This window comes from Sphingomonas sp. TREG-RG-20F-R18-01 (genome assembly GCF_022662475.1).
Lineage (GTDB): Bacteria > Pseudomonadota > Alphaproteobacteria > Sphingomonadales > Sphingomonadaceae > Sphingomonas.
This window is the reverse complement of the sequence record NZ_JAKNQQ010000002.1, coordinates 154504-169275: the sequence shown is the minus strand read 5'-3', so window position 1 is coordinate 169275 and position 14772 is coordinate 154504. Positions and strand designations below refer to the sequence as shown.

The window sequence follows — 14772 nt, the reverse complement described above, 5'->3', positions numbered from 1 at the left end:
TAGCGACCTAGCGGTATCCGCATGGAACAGTTCGATGTCATCGTCGTCGGCGGCGGTCACGCCGGCACCGAGGCGGCTGCCGCGTCGGCCCGTCGCGGCGCGCAAACCGCGCTGATCAGCTTCGATCCGGACAAAATCGGTGCCATGTCCTGCAACCCCGCGATCGGTGGATTGGGGAAGGGGCATCTCGTCCGTGAGGTCGACGCGTTCGATGGCCTGATCGCGCGCGCAACGGATCGTGCCGGTATCCACTATCGGATGCTCAATCGCAGCAAGGGCGCAGCGGTCCAGGGGCCGCGGGTTCAGGCTGATCGCAAGCGTTATGCAGCTGCCATCCAGGATATGCTGCAGGAGCAGCCCAACCTCGATATCGTTGCGGGTGAGGTGTCTGCCCTCATTATCGACGAAGGGATCGTCACGGGCGTGGCCCTTGCGGATGGCCGGATGCTGCGGTCGCAGGCGGTGATCCTTGCGACCGGCACGTTCCTCGGCGCCCGGATGTTTTGTGGCGAGGAGCGGAGCGTCGGTGGACGACTGGGCGAGGCTGCGGCATCCGCGCTGGCGGCGCAGCTCTATGCGGCGGACCTGCCGATGGCGCGGCTCAAGACCGGAACGCCGCCACGGCTCGATGGACGAACGGTCGATTGGGCGATGCTCGCGCAACAGCCAAGCGACGAGGATCCCTGGACCATGTCCCCGTCGACCGTGGCCCGGATGCTGCCACAGGTACATTGTGCGATCACCCGTACGACTCCGGCGACGCACGACGCGATCCGCGCCGGGTTGGATCGTTCGCCGCTTTTCGGGGGCGATATTGCGGGCCAAGGACCACGCTATTGCCCGTCGATCGAGGACAAGATCCATCGGTTCGGCGATCGCGACGGCCACCAGATCTTCCTCGAACCGGAAGGTCTCGACGATCACACCATCTATCCGAACGGGATTTCCACGTCGCTCCCGGTGGATGTCCAGCATGCGATGATCGCGTCGATCCCCGGGCTCGAGCGGGCCCGAATCCTGGCACCTGGCTATGCAGTGGAATATGACCATATCGATCCACGCGCGCTGGCGCCCACGCTGGAAGTGCGGGCGATGCCGGGCCTGTTTTGCTGTGGCCAGGTCAACGGGACTACCGGTTACGAGGAAGCTGCGGGGCAGGGGTTGATTGCCGGGATCAACGCCGCGGCGCGGGCGCTCGGCGCCGATACCTTGGTGCTCGACCGCGCGTCCAGCTACCTGGGGGTGATGATCGATGACCTCGTACTGCAAGGCATCACCGAGCCCTATCGCATGCTGACCGCTCGGGCAGAGTTCCGCCTGCGTCTCCGTGCGGATAACGCCGAGACGCGACTTTCGCCGATCGCGGAACAGCTCGGCTGCCTAGGTCTGGACCGTCGCGCCCGGCTGGCGCGGCGAACAGCGATGCTGGGGCAGGTCGCCGCAGCGTTGGAACATCCCGTATCCCGCGCAACCTTGCGCGCACGCGGCGCGCCGATCGAACCAGATCCGCATCCGCGCCCGGGTGCCGAATGGTTGCGGGTCGCGGGCGTGACGTTCGAGATGGTTGCTCCGGACCTGGTGACGACGATGGATCACGACGTGTGCAGCGAGGGTGCGGAGGATGCGCGCTACGCACCCTATGTCGCCCGACAGGAAGACGAGGTTCGGGCGCTGCGTGCGAACGACACGATCCTTCTGCCGCCTGACGTGGCGTTCGGTACGATTGCGGGGTTGTCGACCGAAATGATCGAGCGGTTGGACACGGCACGCCCGCTGACCCTGGGCGCGGCTGGCCGGATACGCGGCATCACCCCGGCAGCGCTGACCGCCATCTTGTTACATGTGCGCCGGCGCGCCGCATGACCGAGGATGAGGCAAAGGCCTGGATCGCGGATCGCCATGGTGTTGCTGCGGTCGATCGTCTCGGTGTTCTGGTCGATCATGTCCGGTTCGAGGCGGTTCGGCAAAATCTGATTGCGCCTTCCACGATCGATCACATCTGGAATCGTCACATCGTCGACTCCGCCCAGTTGCTACAGCACGCCCCGGATGCGGGGCAGTGGCTCGACATCGGGAGCGGCGCGGGCTTTCCCGGAATGGTTCTCGCGTTGCTGGGCGCGCATCATATCAGTCTGGTCGAGCCACGCCGTCGTCGGGCCACGTTCCTCGCCGAACTGGGGGCGGCGCTGGCGGTATCGGAACGCGTGGACGTTCATTGCTCGCGCGTGGAGTCCGTAACGGTCATTGCCGACGTGATCACCGCGCGCGCGGTTGCGTCGCTGGACAATCTATTTGCCTGGAGCGCGCATACGGCGACCCCAGAGACGCGCTGGATCCTGCCAAAAGGGAAATCGGCGATGGAAGAGGTGGCCAGCGCCAAGCGGGCATGGCATGGTGTGTTTCACGTGGAACATAGCATCACCGACCCGGCGTCGATGATCATACTCGCATCAGGGGTGACACGTCGATGAACGTCATTGCGGTCGCGAATCAAAAAGGCGGCGTGGGCAAGACCACGACAGCGATCAATCTGGGAACCGCGCTTGCCGCTACGGGCCTGCGTGTGCTGCTGCTCGATCTCGATCCGCAGGGTAATGCCTCCACCGGTCTTGGGATCAGCCGCGCGGATCGCCTGCATTCGACCTACGATATCCTGTTGGGGGAAGTGACGATCGAAGCCGCGGCCGTGCCTACGTGTGTGCCATCGCTCGATATCGTTCCTGCCACGGTCGACCTGTCTGGTGCCGAGATCGAGCTGGTCGAATATGAGGAGCGCACGCACCGCCTGTCGCGAGCGCTGGCCCGATCGGACCATCGCTGGGACGTCGTGCTGATCGATTGCCCGCCGTCGCTCGGCCTGTTGACCCTGAACGCGATGGTGGCGTCGAACGCGCTGCTCGTGCCACTGCAATGCGAGTTCTTTGCGCTCGAGGGCCTGAGCCAGTTGCTCAATACGGTCGAACGGATCCGTGAGCGCTTCAATCCCGGCCTGTCGATCATGGGCGTGGCATTGACCATGTATGACCGCCGCAACCGACTGACCGAGCAGGTTGCGAACGACGTGCGGGCCGTGTTGGGTCGTGTGGTGTTCGATACGGTGATCCCACGCAACGTCCGCTTGTCCGAGGCGCCGAGCCACGGGCTTCCGGCACTCATCTACGACCACAGGTGCCTTGGGTCGGAAGCGTATATCGCCCTGGCGCGTGAAATGATCGCGCGCCTGCCGACGACCTTAGCCCCCCAGCCAGCCAGAGCCGCATGACCGACGCCACCACCCCTTTAGCTCGTCCAAAACCCCGCTCCGGCCTCGGCAGGGGGCTGAACGCCCTGATGGGCGACCTTGCCCGCGAGGAGCCGGTCGGTGGTCCTCAGGCCGGTGCGTCGCCTGGCATTCGATCGCTTCCGGTCGGATCGCTGACGCCGCATCCAGGACAGCCACGGCGCCACTTTGACGAAGGCGCGCTCGAAGAGCTCGCGCAGTCGATCGCGCAGCGCGGGTTGATCCAGCCGATCGTGGTGCGTCCGCACGGCACCGGCTACCAGATCGTTGCCGGCGAACGGCGCTGGCGTGCGGCCCAGCGCGCTCGGCTCCACGAAGTCCCCGTGATCGTTCGCGATTTCGACGATACGCAAACGCTCGAAGTCGCGCTGGTCGAGAACATCCAGCGGCAGGATCTCAACGCGATCGAAGAGGCGGAGGCGTATCAGCGGCTGATCGAGGATTTCGGTCATACGCAGGAAGCGCTCGGCAAGCTCGTCCACAAATCGCGGAGTCATGTCGCCAATCTGTTGCGGTTGCTGGAATTGCCACGCCAGGTGCAGGAGCGCGTGCTTCATGGGTCGCTGACCATGGGGCATGCCCGGGCGCTGATCGGTGCGCCTGACGTCGAGGCGCTGGCGGACAGGATCGTCGACCGCGGGCTGTCGGTACGCGATACGGAGAAGCTGGTCCGCGCAGCCAAGCCCGCGCAGCGCAACCCCAGCGAAGGGAGCCATGGCCGCGACCCGGACCTTGCGGCACTCGAGCATCAATTGGGCGATCTGCTCGGGCTTGCGGTCAAGGTTCACTATGGTGCGAAGGGCGGGACGCTGACGTTGAGCTATTCCACGCTCGATCAGCTCGACATGGTATGCCAGCGGCTTACGGGCGAGCGGATCTAGCTCGGCGCGCTGCCGTTATGGCGCGTGCCTAGCCGGCTTGCCGTGCTGCCAGCCGCGCTACCGCGACGATGGCGTGATCGGCGAGCACGCCGCCGGCATTGTTGGGCGCCATGGTGGCGCGTTCGGCGCGACGAACCCGGTCGATCGCTCCGCTGATCGCAGGCGCGGACCAGATCCGCAGGGCGCGTGTCGTCGCGGCGCGCTCGCGGAAGAAGACCCGTTCCATGATCGTGTTGGCGTTGGCGCCACCGTCGATTTCGGCCCGCAGCTCGGCCAGCGTCATCAACCGGCGGACCAGTTGGCGCAGCAGCGGAATCGGCGAGCTGCCGGCCACGCCGAGCCTGGCGAGTTCGTCCGCCAGACGGTCGGGACCACCATCGATGGCCGCCTCGATCGCACGCGACATTTCGGCATCGCCGAGATCCGCGCCGATCGCATCGAGCGCGGCATCGTCGAGCTCGCGCGGGCGTTCGGGCGCCGCATCGAGGAACAGCGCGATCTTTTCGAGCTCGCGGCTCATCACCGCGCGATCGCCGCCCGCCGCCGCGGCGATGCGCGCGGCGGTCGATCCGGTCGTGCGCAGACCCTGTTCACGCGCTATGCTGGTGGCGAGCTTGTCCGCCTCGCCGGCATCGGGAACGTAGAAGGCGCAGACCATCGAGCGCGGGTCGGCGGTCGCCAGCTTGACGAGGCCGGAGGACGCCTTGGCGCCGGGAGCGATCACCACGACCGGGTTCCCGCTGCGCTCGGCGGCGAGCAACAGTGTACAGGCGGCGACGCTTTCCTCCCCCGCACTGGCGATGCGGATGTGCCGGGCGGTCCCGAACAGCGACAGCGAGGCCGCTTCGTCGGCCAGCAGTCCGGGGTTGGCCTTGAGTTGCCCCGGTTCCAGATCGACGCGTTCGGCATCGGGGCCAAGCGCGCGGGCGAGGCGATTGGCAATATCGCGCGCACCGGCCTCATCTGGGCCGTAGAGGACATACAATCGCACGTCGGGGCTGACCGCGTCGATCGCGCGCGTCAGCTGGTTGACGTTGGCTTTCATGCGGGCGGCCCCCCGGCCGCGTCAACGTGCCGGTTGATTGGAGCGGCTGACATAGGTGGCGACGCGGGTGACGATCTGGTCGGCGACGATGTCGGAAAGCCGTTCCAGCGCACTGTTTTCGGCGGCAATGGTGGCATATTCGGACTTTACGGCGTCGATCCCGGCATCGGACCCGGCTGCGGCATCGAGCAGAACCGACCCGTTGGTCAGATCGATCAACTGATACCGCGCGCGCAGCGTCCGGCGTTCGCGCGAGATGCTGTCGTCGCGGCGGATGCCGAGACCGATGATCTTGTCGTCGAGCTTGATCTCGAGCCGGTAGCGCGCCGTGACGCCCTGGCCGGCATGGAGCCGATCGCGCAAAGCATTGCCCATCAGCCAGCCAGCCTTGCCCTCGATCGGGCCGACATCGACCTGTGCGAGCGTCGTCGCGACGGTCCCCGCGCTCCCGCCCGAGTAGAGCGGATGCAGCCCGCATCCCGACACAGCGAGTGCCATGCCGGACATCAGGGCAGGGGCGACCAGCCGCCTCATGCGACGAGGTTCACGAGACGGTCGGGCACGACGATCACCTTTCGCGGCGGTTTGCCTTCGAGGATGCGGACGATCTTGTCCGAAGCGAGCGCGGCAGCCTCGACCGCTTCGCGAGGCGTACCCTTTGGCATGACGAGCGTGTCGCGTAGCTTGCCATTGATCTGGATGGCGATGGTGACCTCGTCCTCGTCCAGCAACGCCGCGTTGACCTCGGGCCAAGGCGCGTCTGCGATCAAACCGTCGTTGCCCGCGGCGGCCCAGGCTTCCTCGGCAAGATGCGGCGCCATCGGGGCGACGAGCCGCATCAGCGTCGCGATCGCGGTGTCGCGCGATGCTGAGGGCACGGCGCGTTCGATTGCGTTGACGAGCTCGAACAGCTTGGCGACCGCCTTGTTGAACGCGAGCGCCTCGACATCGACCGCGATGCCCGCGATCGTCTGGTGGAGCTTGCGGTCGAGCGGGGCGTCGACGGTGCCGGTCTGGCCGCTCTTCTCACCGTCGAACAGCCGCCAGACGCGCTGGATGAAGCGCCACGAGCCTTCGATCCCGCTTTCGCTCCACGGCAGGTCACGCTCGGGCGGGGAGTCGGAGAGCATGAACCAGCGCGTCGCGTCGGCGCCATATTGGTCGACGATCCCGGTCGGGTCGACGGTGTTCTTCTTCGACTTCGACATCTTCTCGATGCGGCCGACCGTGACCGCCTCGCCGGTCGCGCGCTCGACATAGCCGTCGCCACGCTTTTCGATATCGTCGAGCGACAGCCAGAGCGGCTTGGTGATCGTGTCGGTGCCGTCGGTGCCGAGTTCGGTTACCGGGCGGCTATAGGTCTCGTGCGTGACCATGCCTTGCGTGAACAGCCCCGCGAACGGCTCCGCCACGTCGAGCATCCCGATATGCCGCAGCGCGCGCGTCCAGAAGCGCGCGTAGAGCAAGTGAAGGATCGCATGTTCCACGCCGCCGATATATTGCGCGACCGGCAGCCATTGCTCGGCGACCGCGCGGTCGAACGGCTTGTCCTTGGGCTGGCTGGCGAAGCGAATGAAATACCAGGAGGAATCGACGAACGTATCGAGCGTGTCGGTCTCGCGCCGCGCCGCACCGCCGCAGGACGGGCAGGGGACGTTCTTCCACGTCGGATGCCGGTCAAGCGGGTTGCCGGGGATGTCGAAGCTGACGTCCTCGGGCAGCACGACCGGGAGCTGATCCGCGGGGACCGGCACCGCGCCGCACGCGTCGCAATGGATGATCGGGATCGGCGTGCCCCAATAGCGCTGGCGGCTGACGCCCCAGTCGCGCAGGCGGAACACGGTCGATCCGGTGCCCCAGCCACCGTCCTCGGCGCGGGTGATGACTTCTCGCTTGGCGTCCTCGATGTCCATGCCGTCGAGGAAGTGCGAATTCACCAGCGTGCCGGGGCCAGTGTACGCAGTGTTCCCGGTGAACAACGGATCGGTGACGTCGCCGTCGGAGACGACGCGGCGGACCGGCAGATTGTACTTCCGTGCGAAATCGAGATCGCGCTGGTCGTGCGCGGGGACGCCGAACACCGCGCCGGTGCCATATTCCATCAGAACGAAGTTGGCGATGTAGACGGGCAGCTGAAGGCCGGCATCGAACGGATGCTGTGCGGTGAGCCCGGTGTCGAACCCAAGCTTCTCCTGCGTGTCCATTTCCGCAGCGGTGGTGCCGCCGCGCTTGCACAAGGCGATGAACTCGGCGGCCTCCGGGTTACGCTCGGCGAGCGCCTGCGCGATCGGATGGTCCGCCGCGACCGCGACGAAACTCGACCCGAACATCGTGTCGGGGCGGGTGGTAAAGACTTCAACGGAGTCTATTCCCCTCTCGCTTGCGGGAGGGGTTAGGGGTGGGCTCGCGCTATCAACGGAAGCGTCTGTCGAGGGCGGGAGCCCACCCCCAGCCCAGTTCGGGGTCGGATGTGCCCCCGGCACATCCTCGACAGCGCGGGGCGCTGTCGCCCCCGAACTCGCAAGCGGGAGGGGGGAAGAAGAAGAAAGCTTGAACCGGAACTGCAACCCGCGGCTGCGCCCGATCCAGTTCTCCTGCATCAGCTTGACCTTGTCGGGCCAATGCTCGAGCGCGCCGAGGCCCTCAAGCAGCTCGTCCGCGAAATCGGTGATCTTCAGGAACCACTGCGACAGCTTGCGCCGCTCGACCAAGGCGCCCGAGCGCCAGCCGCGCCCGTCGATCACCTGTTCGTTGGCGAGCACGGTCATGTCGACCGGATCCCAATTGACCGAGCTTTCCTTGCGATAGACGAGGCCATGGCGGAACAGCTCGAGGAACAGCGCCTGCTCGTGCCCGTAATACTCCGGCTCGCACGTCGCGAGCTCACGCGTCCAGTCGAGCGCGAAGCCCAGCCGCTTCAGCTGCGCCTTCATCGTCGCAATATTGTCGCGGGTCCAGCCGCCCGGGTGGACGCCCTTTTCCATCGCCGCATTCTCGGCGGGCATCCCGAACGCGTCCCAGCCCATCGGATGGAGGACTTCCATCCCCTGCATCCGGCGGAAGCGCGCGAGCACGTCGCCCATCGTATAGTTGCGGACGTGCCCCATGTGGATCTTCCCCGACGGATAGGGGAACATCTCGAGAACATAGGAACGCGGCTTGGGACTGTCGTCACGCGCGGCGAAGGTGCGGCGGTCGTCCCACACCTTCTGCCAAGCCGCGTCCGCCTTCAGCGCATTGAAGCGTGACGCCATCGGTCGGGTATTCCTATTTGGTAACGGCAGCGCGGCGCAGATCGCGAGCGCGCGTCAGGATGATGTCTTCGAGCTTCTGCACGGTCGCCGCCTGGACCGGGGCCGCGACCCACTGGCCGCCCTGGTTGACCTGGCGCAGCGACGCGACCCGCAGGCCGTCCGCGCGCAGATCCTGGTCGAGGATCGTCACGGTCACCTTGACGCGCTCGGTCGGTGCGGCGGGGTTGATGTACCAGTCGGTGACGATCACGCCGCCGTTGGAATCGGTCTGCAGCAACGGCATGAAGCTCAGCGTGTCGAGGCTCGCACGCCACAGATAGGCGTTGACGCCGATCGTCGTGACCTTGGAGGCGGCGATGTCGGCATTCTGCGGGCGCGCGCCCTTATGCGCGCACGCGCCTAGCGTCAGCGGGGCGATGAGCGCGAGCGAAAGCAGAATCGCAGTGCGGGGGCGGCGGATCATCGGCTGTTCCTGAACAAATCGGAGTGTCGGGGGTTCGGCGATATCTATAGAATGTCCGGCGCTTGCCGCAAGCAGGGACCGAGCGCGTTCGACAGTGTGTCCTTGACGACACTGTCAGGGGAAAATGAGTCGGAATGGTGGCGGTACCGAATTGAATCGTGGTAGTCGTGTCGCAACATGATAGTGCCGGCCAGGTACACGTGAAGGGGTCTGAAGTGTCGTTTGCTCGTTGGATGTCAGGGATTGCCATGGGGTCGCTCGTCGCCCTCGGCATCGCCGTGGCTCCGGCACTCGGCGCCAGTGACGCCCCCGCGCCGCGCATGATTGCGCGTCATAGCGTTCAGCTGGTGCGCGGCCTCGGATCGTTTACGCCTGCATCGGCCGATCCGCGACTCGCCGCCATGTTCGCGCGCGGTGGACTCGATACCAGCGGCTTCCGTTTCACGCCGTCCGATACCCGTCGCGAGGGTAGCCGCGCCGTGACCGTGGCCGTCCAGGGTCGTTCGGCCCGCGGCGTGATTGCGCGCGCGGATCGTGCTTCGCCGATCCCAGCATCGACAGTCGCGCTCACGCCTATCGCCTATAACCTCGGCGTTGCCGTGGGCTGGAAGCGGCTGGCGGTCTCGGGCGATGTCGCGAAGGTCGATCTCGCCGGCATCCCGGGCAGCCGCGAAGCGGCCGACATCGGCGTGAGCTATACCGGCAAGCGGTTTACCGGACGCGTCAACGCCGCGGCCGACCGCCCGCTGCCCAATGGTCCGACCCTGATCGAGGCTGCACCGGCCTATTCGCTCGACGTTGGCGGCTCCTATTCGCTGACTCGCCGTCTCGATGTCACGGCGGGCGTGCGCTACAAGACCGAGCGGGATCGCCTCACCCAGCAGCCGACCGAAGACCGCCGCGACAGCCAGGCCGTCTATATCGGGACCGCCTTCCGCTTCTGATCGTCGCAGCGTGGCGACACCGTCACGCCGGCGCAAGCCGTCGGGTCCGACACGAAACCGTGGTTACGTGCGCGGACGTTGCGGCTCAGCACGGCATCTTGGTCTCGGAAAACATCGACTTATGTCTCGTGCGAGTCCTGGCCGCCCGTCTTCGCCGGGGCCACGGAAAGCGCGTCGATCGCGGCCCACCCGGCAAACCCCAGGGCCCGCAACCGCCTGAACCGTCGTGCGGTCATCCCGCCCAGCGCAATCGCGGGCAGGCCGATCGCGCGCGCGATCCGCGCCGCGCGGACCGGTCCCAGCGTTGGTGCTCCGGGATGCGTTCGGGTCGGATAGACCGGCGAGACGAACACCAGTTCGGCCCCGGCGCGGCGCGCCGCCAGTCCCTCCCGCGCCGAATGGGCCCGGCCGATCCGTACGGGTTGGCCATGCGACAATGCGTCATCCACCAGCACCAGCCCCCGCCGCTTCGCGATTCTGGCGATTCGCCGTTTCAGCGCGGCGCGCGCCGTCGCCGGTGTCGCATGATGCCGCAGCACCACCCCGCTGCCACGCGGCAATCGATCGAGCGCGCGCCATAGCTGCGGCCCGATGCGCTCGTCCGTCATCAGCCAAAGTGCAGGAAGCGCACGGCGAAGCGCACGGCTGGGGTGACGAACGGCCATCGCACCGCCTATAGCGCGCGCAATGTCCAGCGACGACCCCACCGCCCGCCTCCATGCCGTCACCGCCAGCATCGCGCATGCCGCGGCGCTCGCCGACCGCAAACCCGACTCCGTCACGCTGATCGCGATCTCCAAGACCAGGACAGCGGCGGAGATCATGCCCCTGCTCGACGCCGGACACCGCGTGTTCGGGGAAAACCGGGTGCAGGAAACGCAGGGCAAGTGGCCCGCGTTGCGCGAGGCCTATCCGGAGGCCGCGGTGCATCTCGTCGGCCAGTTGCAATCGAACAAGGCCGAGGATGCGGTGGCGCTGTTCGACGCGATCCATTCGGTCGATCGGCTGTCGCTGGTGACCGCGCTTGGACGCGCGATCGACAAGGTCGGGCGCCGGCCTGCGTGCTTCCTTCAGGTCAATATCGGGGACGAGGACCAGAAGGGGGGCTGTGCGATCGCCGCGCTGCCCGACCTCATCACGGCGGCGCGGGACGTGGGCCTGCCGCTTGCCGGGTTGATGGCGGTGCCACCGGTCGAGACCGAGGCGGCACCGTATTTCGCGCTGCTCGCCAAGCTGGCGCGCGATCACGGGCTCGACGGCCTCTCGATGGGGATGTCGGGCGATTATGAAATTGCGGTGATGCTGGGCGCGACACACGTCCGCGTCGGCACCGCGCTGTTCGGGGCACGCGCATGAACTTCGCCGGGTTGATCTTCGATTTCGACGGCGTGCTGATCGAGAGCGAGGCGGTCGGGAACCGTCATATCGCGGACTATCTGACCGGGATCGGGCATCCGACCACGCCGGAGGACAGCTACGCCAATTTCATGGGCTTGTCCGGGCAGCAGTTCATCGGGGCGCTCGAACGCTGGATCGACCGGCCGTTGCCCGAGGATTATTACCCGATGCGCGCAGCCGAGGATGCGCGCGCGATGCGCGAGGGAGTCGGCGCGGTCGCAGGAGCGGTGCGCTTCATCGAGCGGCTGCCGGCGGATCTCCCCAAGGCGATCGCTTCGTCGAGTTCGACCGCGTGGATCCGGCGGCATCTCGAGCATATCGGGCTCGAGGACGCGTTCGGCGACCATGTCTATTCGGGCAAGGAGCACGTCGCGAACGGAAAGCCCGCGCCGGACCTGTACTGGCATGCGGCCGCGGCGATCGGGGTGGATATCGCGCGCTGCGCGATCCTCGAGGATTCGCCGGTGGGCGCGACCGGCGCGGTTGCATCGGGAGCGCATGTGATCGGATTCGTCGGTGGCGCGCATTGCGGGCCCGACCATGCCGCGCGCCTTCGCGCGATCGGGGTACACGATATTGCGGAGGACTTTGACGCGGTGGCGCGCCTGCTCGGGTAGCGCGATTCGCTACCCCACCCCCATTCCCGCGCTCCGCTAGAACTGGTGCCCGGTCCGGTCGCGCTTGGTCGCGAGATAGCGTTCGTTGTGCGGGTTCGCGGGCAGGATATGCGGCACGCGTTCCGACACCGCGATACCCGCGGCCTCCAGTTGCGCGACCTTCTGCGGATTGTTGGTCAGCAGCCGCACCCGCGTCTGCCCGAGCAACGCGAGCATCCGCCCCGCCACCGCGAAATTACGGGAGTCGACCGCGAAGCCGAGCCGGGTGTTGGCATCCACCGTGTCGAACCCCTGGTCCTGCAGCGCATAGGCGCGCAGCTTGTTGATCAGGCCGATCCCGCGGCCTTCCTGGCGCAGGTACAGCAAGATTCCCCAGCCGCTCGCCCGGATCGCGCGGATCGCGCCGTCGAGTTGCGGGCCGCAATCGCATTTGAGGCTGCCGAGCACGTCGCCGGTCAAACATTCGCTGTGCAGCCGTACGAGCGGCGGGAGGCCATCGGGCGTGCCGATCAGCAGCGCGATATGCTCGCCCGGCATCTCCGGGGTGCGGAAGGCCACGATCTCGGCATCCTCGGCATCCGCGACCGGCAGATGCGCGCGCGTCGCGATCGCCAGACGCCCCGCGTCCTCGTGCGCGACGATGTCGGCCGGGGTCAGCACGAGCGCGGCCTGTTCGTCGGCACGCGCGAAATAGGCGGGCAGGACCCCGCCGATCCGGGCCAGCGTCAGCGCGGCCGTGGCGGCGTCGTGCGCGGGGAGGGCGATCGCGCGAAACGGGCCCTTGAACGGCGTTTCGAGATCAAATTGCGGGTCGGACAGCGCGGTCGCCACCGCAAAGTCGACCCAGGGGGCGCGTTCGATCAGCACCGGCGCGTCGGGCTCGGCCGCGTCCCGCTGGTTGGCGAGCTTGAGCGTCGCGGCGCGCCCGGCGGACAGGAGCACCGGCGCGACCCCGGCCGGGTCGAATGCCGCGAGCCGCACCGGGTCCGCGGTCTCGATCGGCAACAGCGCGAGCGTGCCATCGCTCCCGGCGATCGCGATCGGCCAGCCGCGGCGCAGCGCGTCGATCGCGAGCGCGGTCTTGTGCGCGTCCCCGGTCGTGTGGGTCACAAGGCAAATTCGGTCATGATCGGCACATGGTCGGAGGGTTTCAGCCAGCTGCGGCATTCCTCATACACATGGTGCCGAACCGCCTTGGCCGCAACGTCCGCGGTCGCCCACATATGATCGAGCCGCCGCCCGCGGTCGTTGACGGTCCAGTCGGCCGAGCGATAGCTCCACCAGGTGTGGAGTCTTGCGGGGGCCGGGTGGAAGTGCCGCCCGAGATCGACCCAGCTGTTCGATGCCTTCAGGCGGTCGAGCGCATCGACCTCGATCGGCGTATGGCTGACCACGCCGAGCAATTGCTTGTGTCCCCACACATCGGACGGGAGCGGCGCGATGTTGAGATCGCCGACCAGCAGCGTCGGTCCGTCGAGCGCTTCCGACCAGGCGATCATCCGGTCGAGGAAATCGAGCTTCTGGCCGAACTTGGGGTTCACCTCGCGATCGGGCACGTCGCCGCCTGCGGGGACATAGACGTTCTCGATCCGCATACCGTTCTCGAGCCGGACACCGACGTGCCGCGCCTCGCGATTGGCCTGCCAGTCGAAACGATCGTCCGCTGCCAGCGGGACACGCGACAGGATCGCGACCCCGTGGTGCATCCGCTGCCCATGCAGCACGATATGCCGGTACCCGAGCGCGCGGAAGGACGCGGTCGGGAAGTCCTTGTCGATCACCTTGGTCTCCTGGAGACACAGGATGTCGGGTTCGGCTTCGCGCAGGAAGCGCTCAACGATCTCGATGCGGAACCGCACGGAATTGATATTCCACGAAACGATCTTCAGGGCCGTCATCCGGATTGTGTAGCCGTGGGAACTGTCAAGCGCCAGACATGGAAAGGCCCCCGCTCCGGGGGCATGGAGCGAGGGCCGACCTAGCGTTCGTCACGCAGGCGGGAAGTGATGCCCTCGAGCAACAGGGGGAGAATCCCGAGAGGCTTCACATCCGCAGGTCCGCGTCTAGGCGCTCGAACCTGTCGCCAATATGAATGGGTTCATTTTTTCCCGGTCGCGCGGACCGGATCGTTCCAGCGAAACGCATTGTCCGCGACCGGATGGTTGAATTGCTGGTTCGACAGTTTGACCGTCGTGCGGTTGTTCTGCGAATCGAGCGTGACCCAGCCCTTAAGCATCAACCCGCTGGGTGCGGCGGGGTTGCGCTGGAACACCAGGCTGATCCGGCCATATTCCGGGTGCTTGGGATCGGCCGCATCGACCGCGACCAGATCCGGGCTGCCGCTCGGCACGACGGTCGCGATCTTGCTCATGTCGCGCGACGGATCGAGCAGAATGCCGAGCGGCGACCCGCCGATCGGCCAACGCTGCTTTTGGCCGACCGAGTAATCCAGGAACCACAGTGACTTGCCGTCGGCAACCACGAGGATCGGGACGCCCTTTTCATATTGGAAGCGGATCTTGCCGGGCTTCTTGAGGGTCAGCGTTCCGGTCAGCACCTTGCCCGAACGATCGGTCTGCGCGAACGCGGCCGTCATCGTCTCGACGCCCTGGAGGTGCTTCTGCACCATCGCCAGGTCGGCGGACGGCGCTGCCATGGCTATCGCGGGGGCGGCGAGGAAGGGGACGAGAAGGGCGTAACGAAGGGACACGAAGGATTCTCCTGACACGGGGGCTGGGGCTCCCGGCTGATATAGAGGCGCTACCCCGGCGAAGGCCGGGGCCCAGCAGGACAGGCCAAGGTAACGCGCACAGCACCTGCTTCTATCCGCCCGCTCCTGGGCCCCGGCCTTCGCCGGGGTAGCGCACGCTTGTCAAAGCGCCCCCTTGCG

Annotated in this window: 15 protein-coding genes; 7 read left to right on the top strand and 8 right to left on the bottom strand. The window is 66.8% G+C overall.

Going from position 1 to position 14772, the window contains the following annotated elements; genetic code table 11:
- The first annotated feature begins 21 nt into the window (after positions 1–21).
- From mnmG to L8K25_RS06265, 4 genes are read left to right on the top strand one after another with little or no spacing between them, the layout of a single operon-like run.
- The gene (mnmG, locus tag L8K25_RS06280; RefSeq protein WP_242138048.1) at positions 22–1863 is read left to right on the top strand and encodes a tRNA uridine-5-carboxymethylaminomethyl(34) synthesis enzyme MnmG; all 1842 of its coding nucleotides are present in this window, start codon (positions 22–24) and stop codon (positions 1861–1863) included.
- A complete protein-coding gene (gene rsmG, locus L8K25_RS06275) occupies positions 1860–2471 on the top strand; it encodes a 16S rRNA (guanine(527)-N(7))-methyltransferase RsmG (RefSeq protein WP_242138047.1) in 612 nt (203 codons plus the stop codon). The genes mnmG and rsmG overlap by 4 nt, the downstream gene beginning before the upstream one ends.
- On the top strand, positions 2468–3262 hold the full coding sequence (locus L8K25_RS06270; RefSeq protein ID WP_242138046.1) for a ParA family protein: 795 nt from the start codon (positions 2468–2470) through the stop codon (positions 3260–3262). Before rsmG ends, L8K25_RS06270 begins: the two co-directional genes overlap by 4 nt.
- Positions 3259–4161, top strand: coding sequence for a ParB/RepB/Spo0J family partition protein (locus tag L8K25_RS06265; protein ID WP_242138045.1), 903 nt, complete (start codon positions 3259–3261; stop codon positions 4159–4161). Before L8K25_RS06270 ends, L8K25_RS06265 begins: the two co-directional genes overlap by 4 nt.
- A gap of 28 nt (positions 4162–4189) precedes the next feature.
- Here the strand turns inward: L8K25_RS06265 and L8K25_RS06260 are convergent, their stop codons facing one another.
- Genes L8K25_RS06260 through L8K25_RS06245 form a run of 4 tightly spaced genes read right to left on the bottom strand, consistent with a single transcriptional unit; the run spans position 4190 to position 8923 of the window.
- A complete protein-coding gene (locus L8K25_RS06260; protein ID WP_242138044.1) occupies positions 4190–5206 on the bottom strand; it encodes a DNA polymerase III subunit delta in 1017 nt (338 codons plus the stop codon).
- Positions 5207–5227: 21 nt separating this feature from the next.
- Positions 5228–5740, bottom strand: coding sequence for an LPS assembly lipoprotein LptE (lptE, locus tag L8K25_RS06255; protein ID WP_242138043.1), 513 nt, complete (start codon positions 5738–5740; stop codon positions 5228–5230).
- Positions 5737–8460 carry a leucine--tRNA ligase gene (leuS, locus tag L8K25_RS06250; RefSeq protein WP_242138042.1) on the bottom strand — a complete coding sequence of 908 codons (2724 nt, stop codon included), beginning with the start codon at positions 8458–8460 and terminating at the stop codon, positions 5737–5739. The genes lptE and leuS overlap by 4 nt, the downstream gene beginning before the upstream one ends.
- 13 nt (positions 8461–8473) lie before the next feature.
- Entirely contained in the window at positions 8474–8923 is a 450-nt protein-coding gene (locus L8K25_RS06245) for a DUF3576 domain-containing protein (RefSeq protein ID WP_242138041.1), read from the bottom strand.
- 248 nt (positions 8924–9171) lie between these two features.
- Between L8K25_RS06245 and L8K25_RS06240 the strand changes: the two genes are divergently transcribed.
- Positions 9172–9867, top strand: a complete 696-nt coding sequence (locus tag L8K25_RS06240; RefSeq protein ID WP_242138040.1) for a hypothetical protein — start codon at positions 9172–9174, stop codon at positions 9865–9867.
- A 119-nt stretch (positions 9868–9986) separates the two neighbouring features.
- On the opposite strand, the gene L8K25_RS06235 is transcribed toward L8K25_RS06240, so the two are convergent.
- A complete protein-coding gene (locus tag L8K25_RS06235) occupies positions 9987–10475 on the bottom strand; it encodes a thiamine phosphate synthase (RefSeq protein ID WP_242138039.1) in 489 nt (162 codons plus the stop codon).
- Between the two features lie 79 nt (positions 10476–10554).
- On the opposite strand from L8K25_RS06235, the gene L8K25_RS06230 reads away from it, so the two are divergent.
- Both L8K25_RS06230 and L8K25_RS06225 read left to right on the top strand, forming a co-directional pair.
- Positions 10555–11223 carry a YggS family pyridoxal phosphate-dependent enzyme gene (locus L8K25_RS06230; protein ID WP_242138038.1) on the top strand — a complete coding sequence of 223 codons (669 nt, stop codon included), beginning with the start codon at positions 10555–10557 and terminating at the stop codon, positions 11221–11223.
- On the top strand, positions 11220–11882 hold the full coding sequence (locus L8K25_RS06225; protein WP_242138037.1) for an HAD family phosphatase: 663 nt from the start codon (positions 11220–11222) through the stop codon (positions 11880–11882). The genes L8K25_RS06230 and L8K25_RS06225 overlap by 4 nt, the downstream gene beginning before the upstream one ends.
- Positions 11883–11918: 36 nt before the next feature.
- On the opposite strand, the gene ribA is transcribed toward L8K25_RS06225, so the two are convergent.
- The 3 genes from ribA to L8K25_RS06210 all read right to left on the bottom strand — a co-directional run bounded on the left by ribA (position 11919) and on the right by L8K25_RS06210 (position 14592).
- Complete coding sequence (gene ribA / locus L8K25_RS06220; RefSeq protein ID WP_242138036.1) at positions 11919–12992, bottom strand: GTP cyclohydrolase II; 1074 nt, start codon at positions 12990–12992, stop codon at positions 11919–11921.
- The gene (locus L8K25_RS06215) at positions 12989–13780 is read right to left on the bottom strand and encodes an exodeoxyribonuclease III (protein ID WP_242138035.1); all 792 of its coding nucleotides are present in this window, start codon (positions 13778–13780) and stop codon (positions 12989–12991) included. The genes ribA and L8K25_RS06215 overlap by 4 nt, the downstream gene beginning before the upstream one ends.
- A gap of 200 nt (positions 13781–13980) precedes the next feature.
- Positions 13981–14592: an outer membrane lipoprotein carrier protein LolA gene (locus L8K25_RS06210; RefSeq protein WP_242138034.1), complete on the bottom strand. Its 612-nt coding sequence runs from the start codon at positions 14590–14592 to the stop codon at positions 13981–13983.
- Positions 14593–14772: the final 180 nt, after the last annotated feature.

Coding starts and splice junctions, on each gene's coding strand:
- mnmG (WP_242138048.1), top strand. CDS start 22: ATGGAACAGTTCGATGTCATCGTCGTCGGCGGCGGTCACGCCGGCACC.
- rsmG (WP_242138047.1), top strand. CDS start 1,860: ATGACCGAGGATGAGGCAAAGGCCTGGATCGCGGATCGCCATGGTGTT.
- L8K25_RS06270 (WP_242138046.1), top strand. CDS start 2,468: ATGAACGTCATTGCGGTCGCGAATCAAAAAGGCGGCGTGGGCAAGACC.
- L8K25_RS06265 (WP_242138045.1), top strand. CDS start 3,259: ATGACCGACGCCACCACCCCTTTAGCTCGTCCAAAACCCCGCTCCGGC.
- L8K25_RS06260 (WP_242138044.1), bottom strand. CDS start 5,206: ATGAAAGCCAACGTCAACCAGCTGACGCGCGCGATCGACGCGGTCAGC.
- lptE (WP_242138043.1), bottom strand. CDS start 5,740: ATGAGGCGGCTGGTCGCCCCTGCCCTGATGTCCGGCATGGCACTCGCT.
- leuS (WP_242138042.1), bottom strand. CDS start 8,460: ATGGCGTCACGCTTCAATGCGCTGAAGGCGGACGCGGCTTGGCAGAAG.
- L8K25_RS06245 (WP_242138041.1), bottom strand. CDS start 8,923: ATGATCCGCCGCCCCCGCACTGCGATTCTGCTTTCGCTCGCGCTCATC.
- L8K25_RS06240 (WP_242138040.1), top strand. CDS start 9,172: ATGGGGTCGCTCGTCGCCCTCGGCATCGCCGTGGCTCCGGCACTCGGC.
- L8K25_RS06235 (WP_242138039.1), bottom strand. CDS start 10,475: ATGACGGACGAGCGCATCGGGCCGCAGCTATGGCGCGCGCTCGATCGA.
- L8K25_RS06230 (WP_242138038.1), top strand. CDS start 10,555: ATGTCCAGCGACGACCCCACCGCCCGCCTCCATGCCGTCACCGCCAGC.
- L8K25_RS06225 (WP_242138037.1), top strand. CDS start 11,220: ATGAACTTCGCCGGGTTGATCTTCGATTTCGACGGCGTGCTGATCGAG.
- L8K25_RS06215 (WP_242138035.1), bottom strand. CDS start 13,780: ATGACGGCCCTGAAGATCGTTTCGTGGAATATCAATTCCGTGCGGTTC.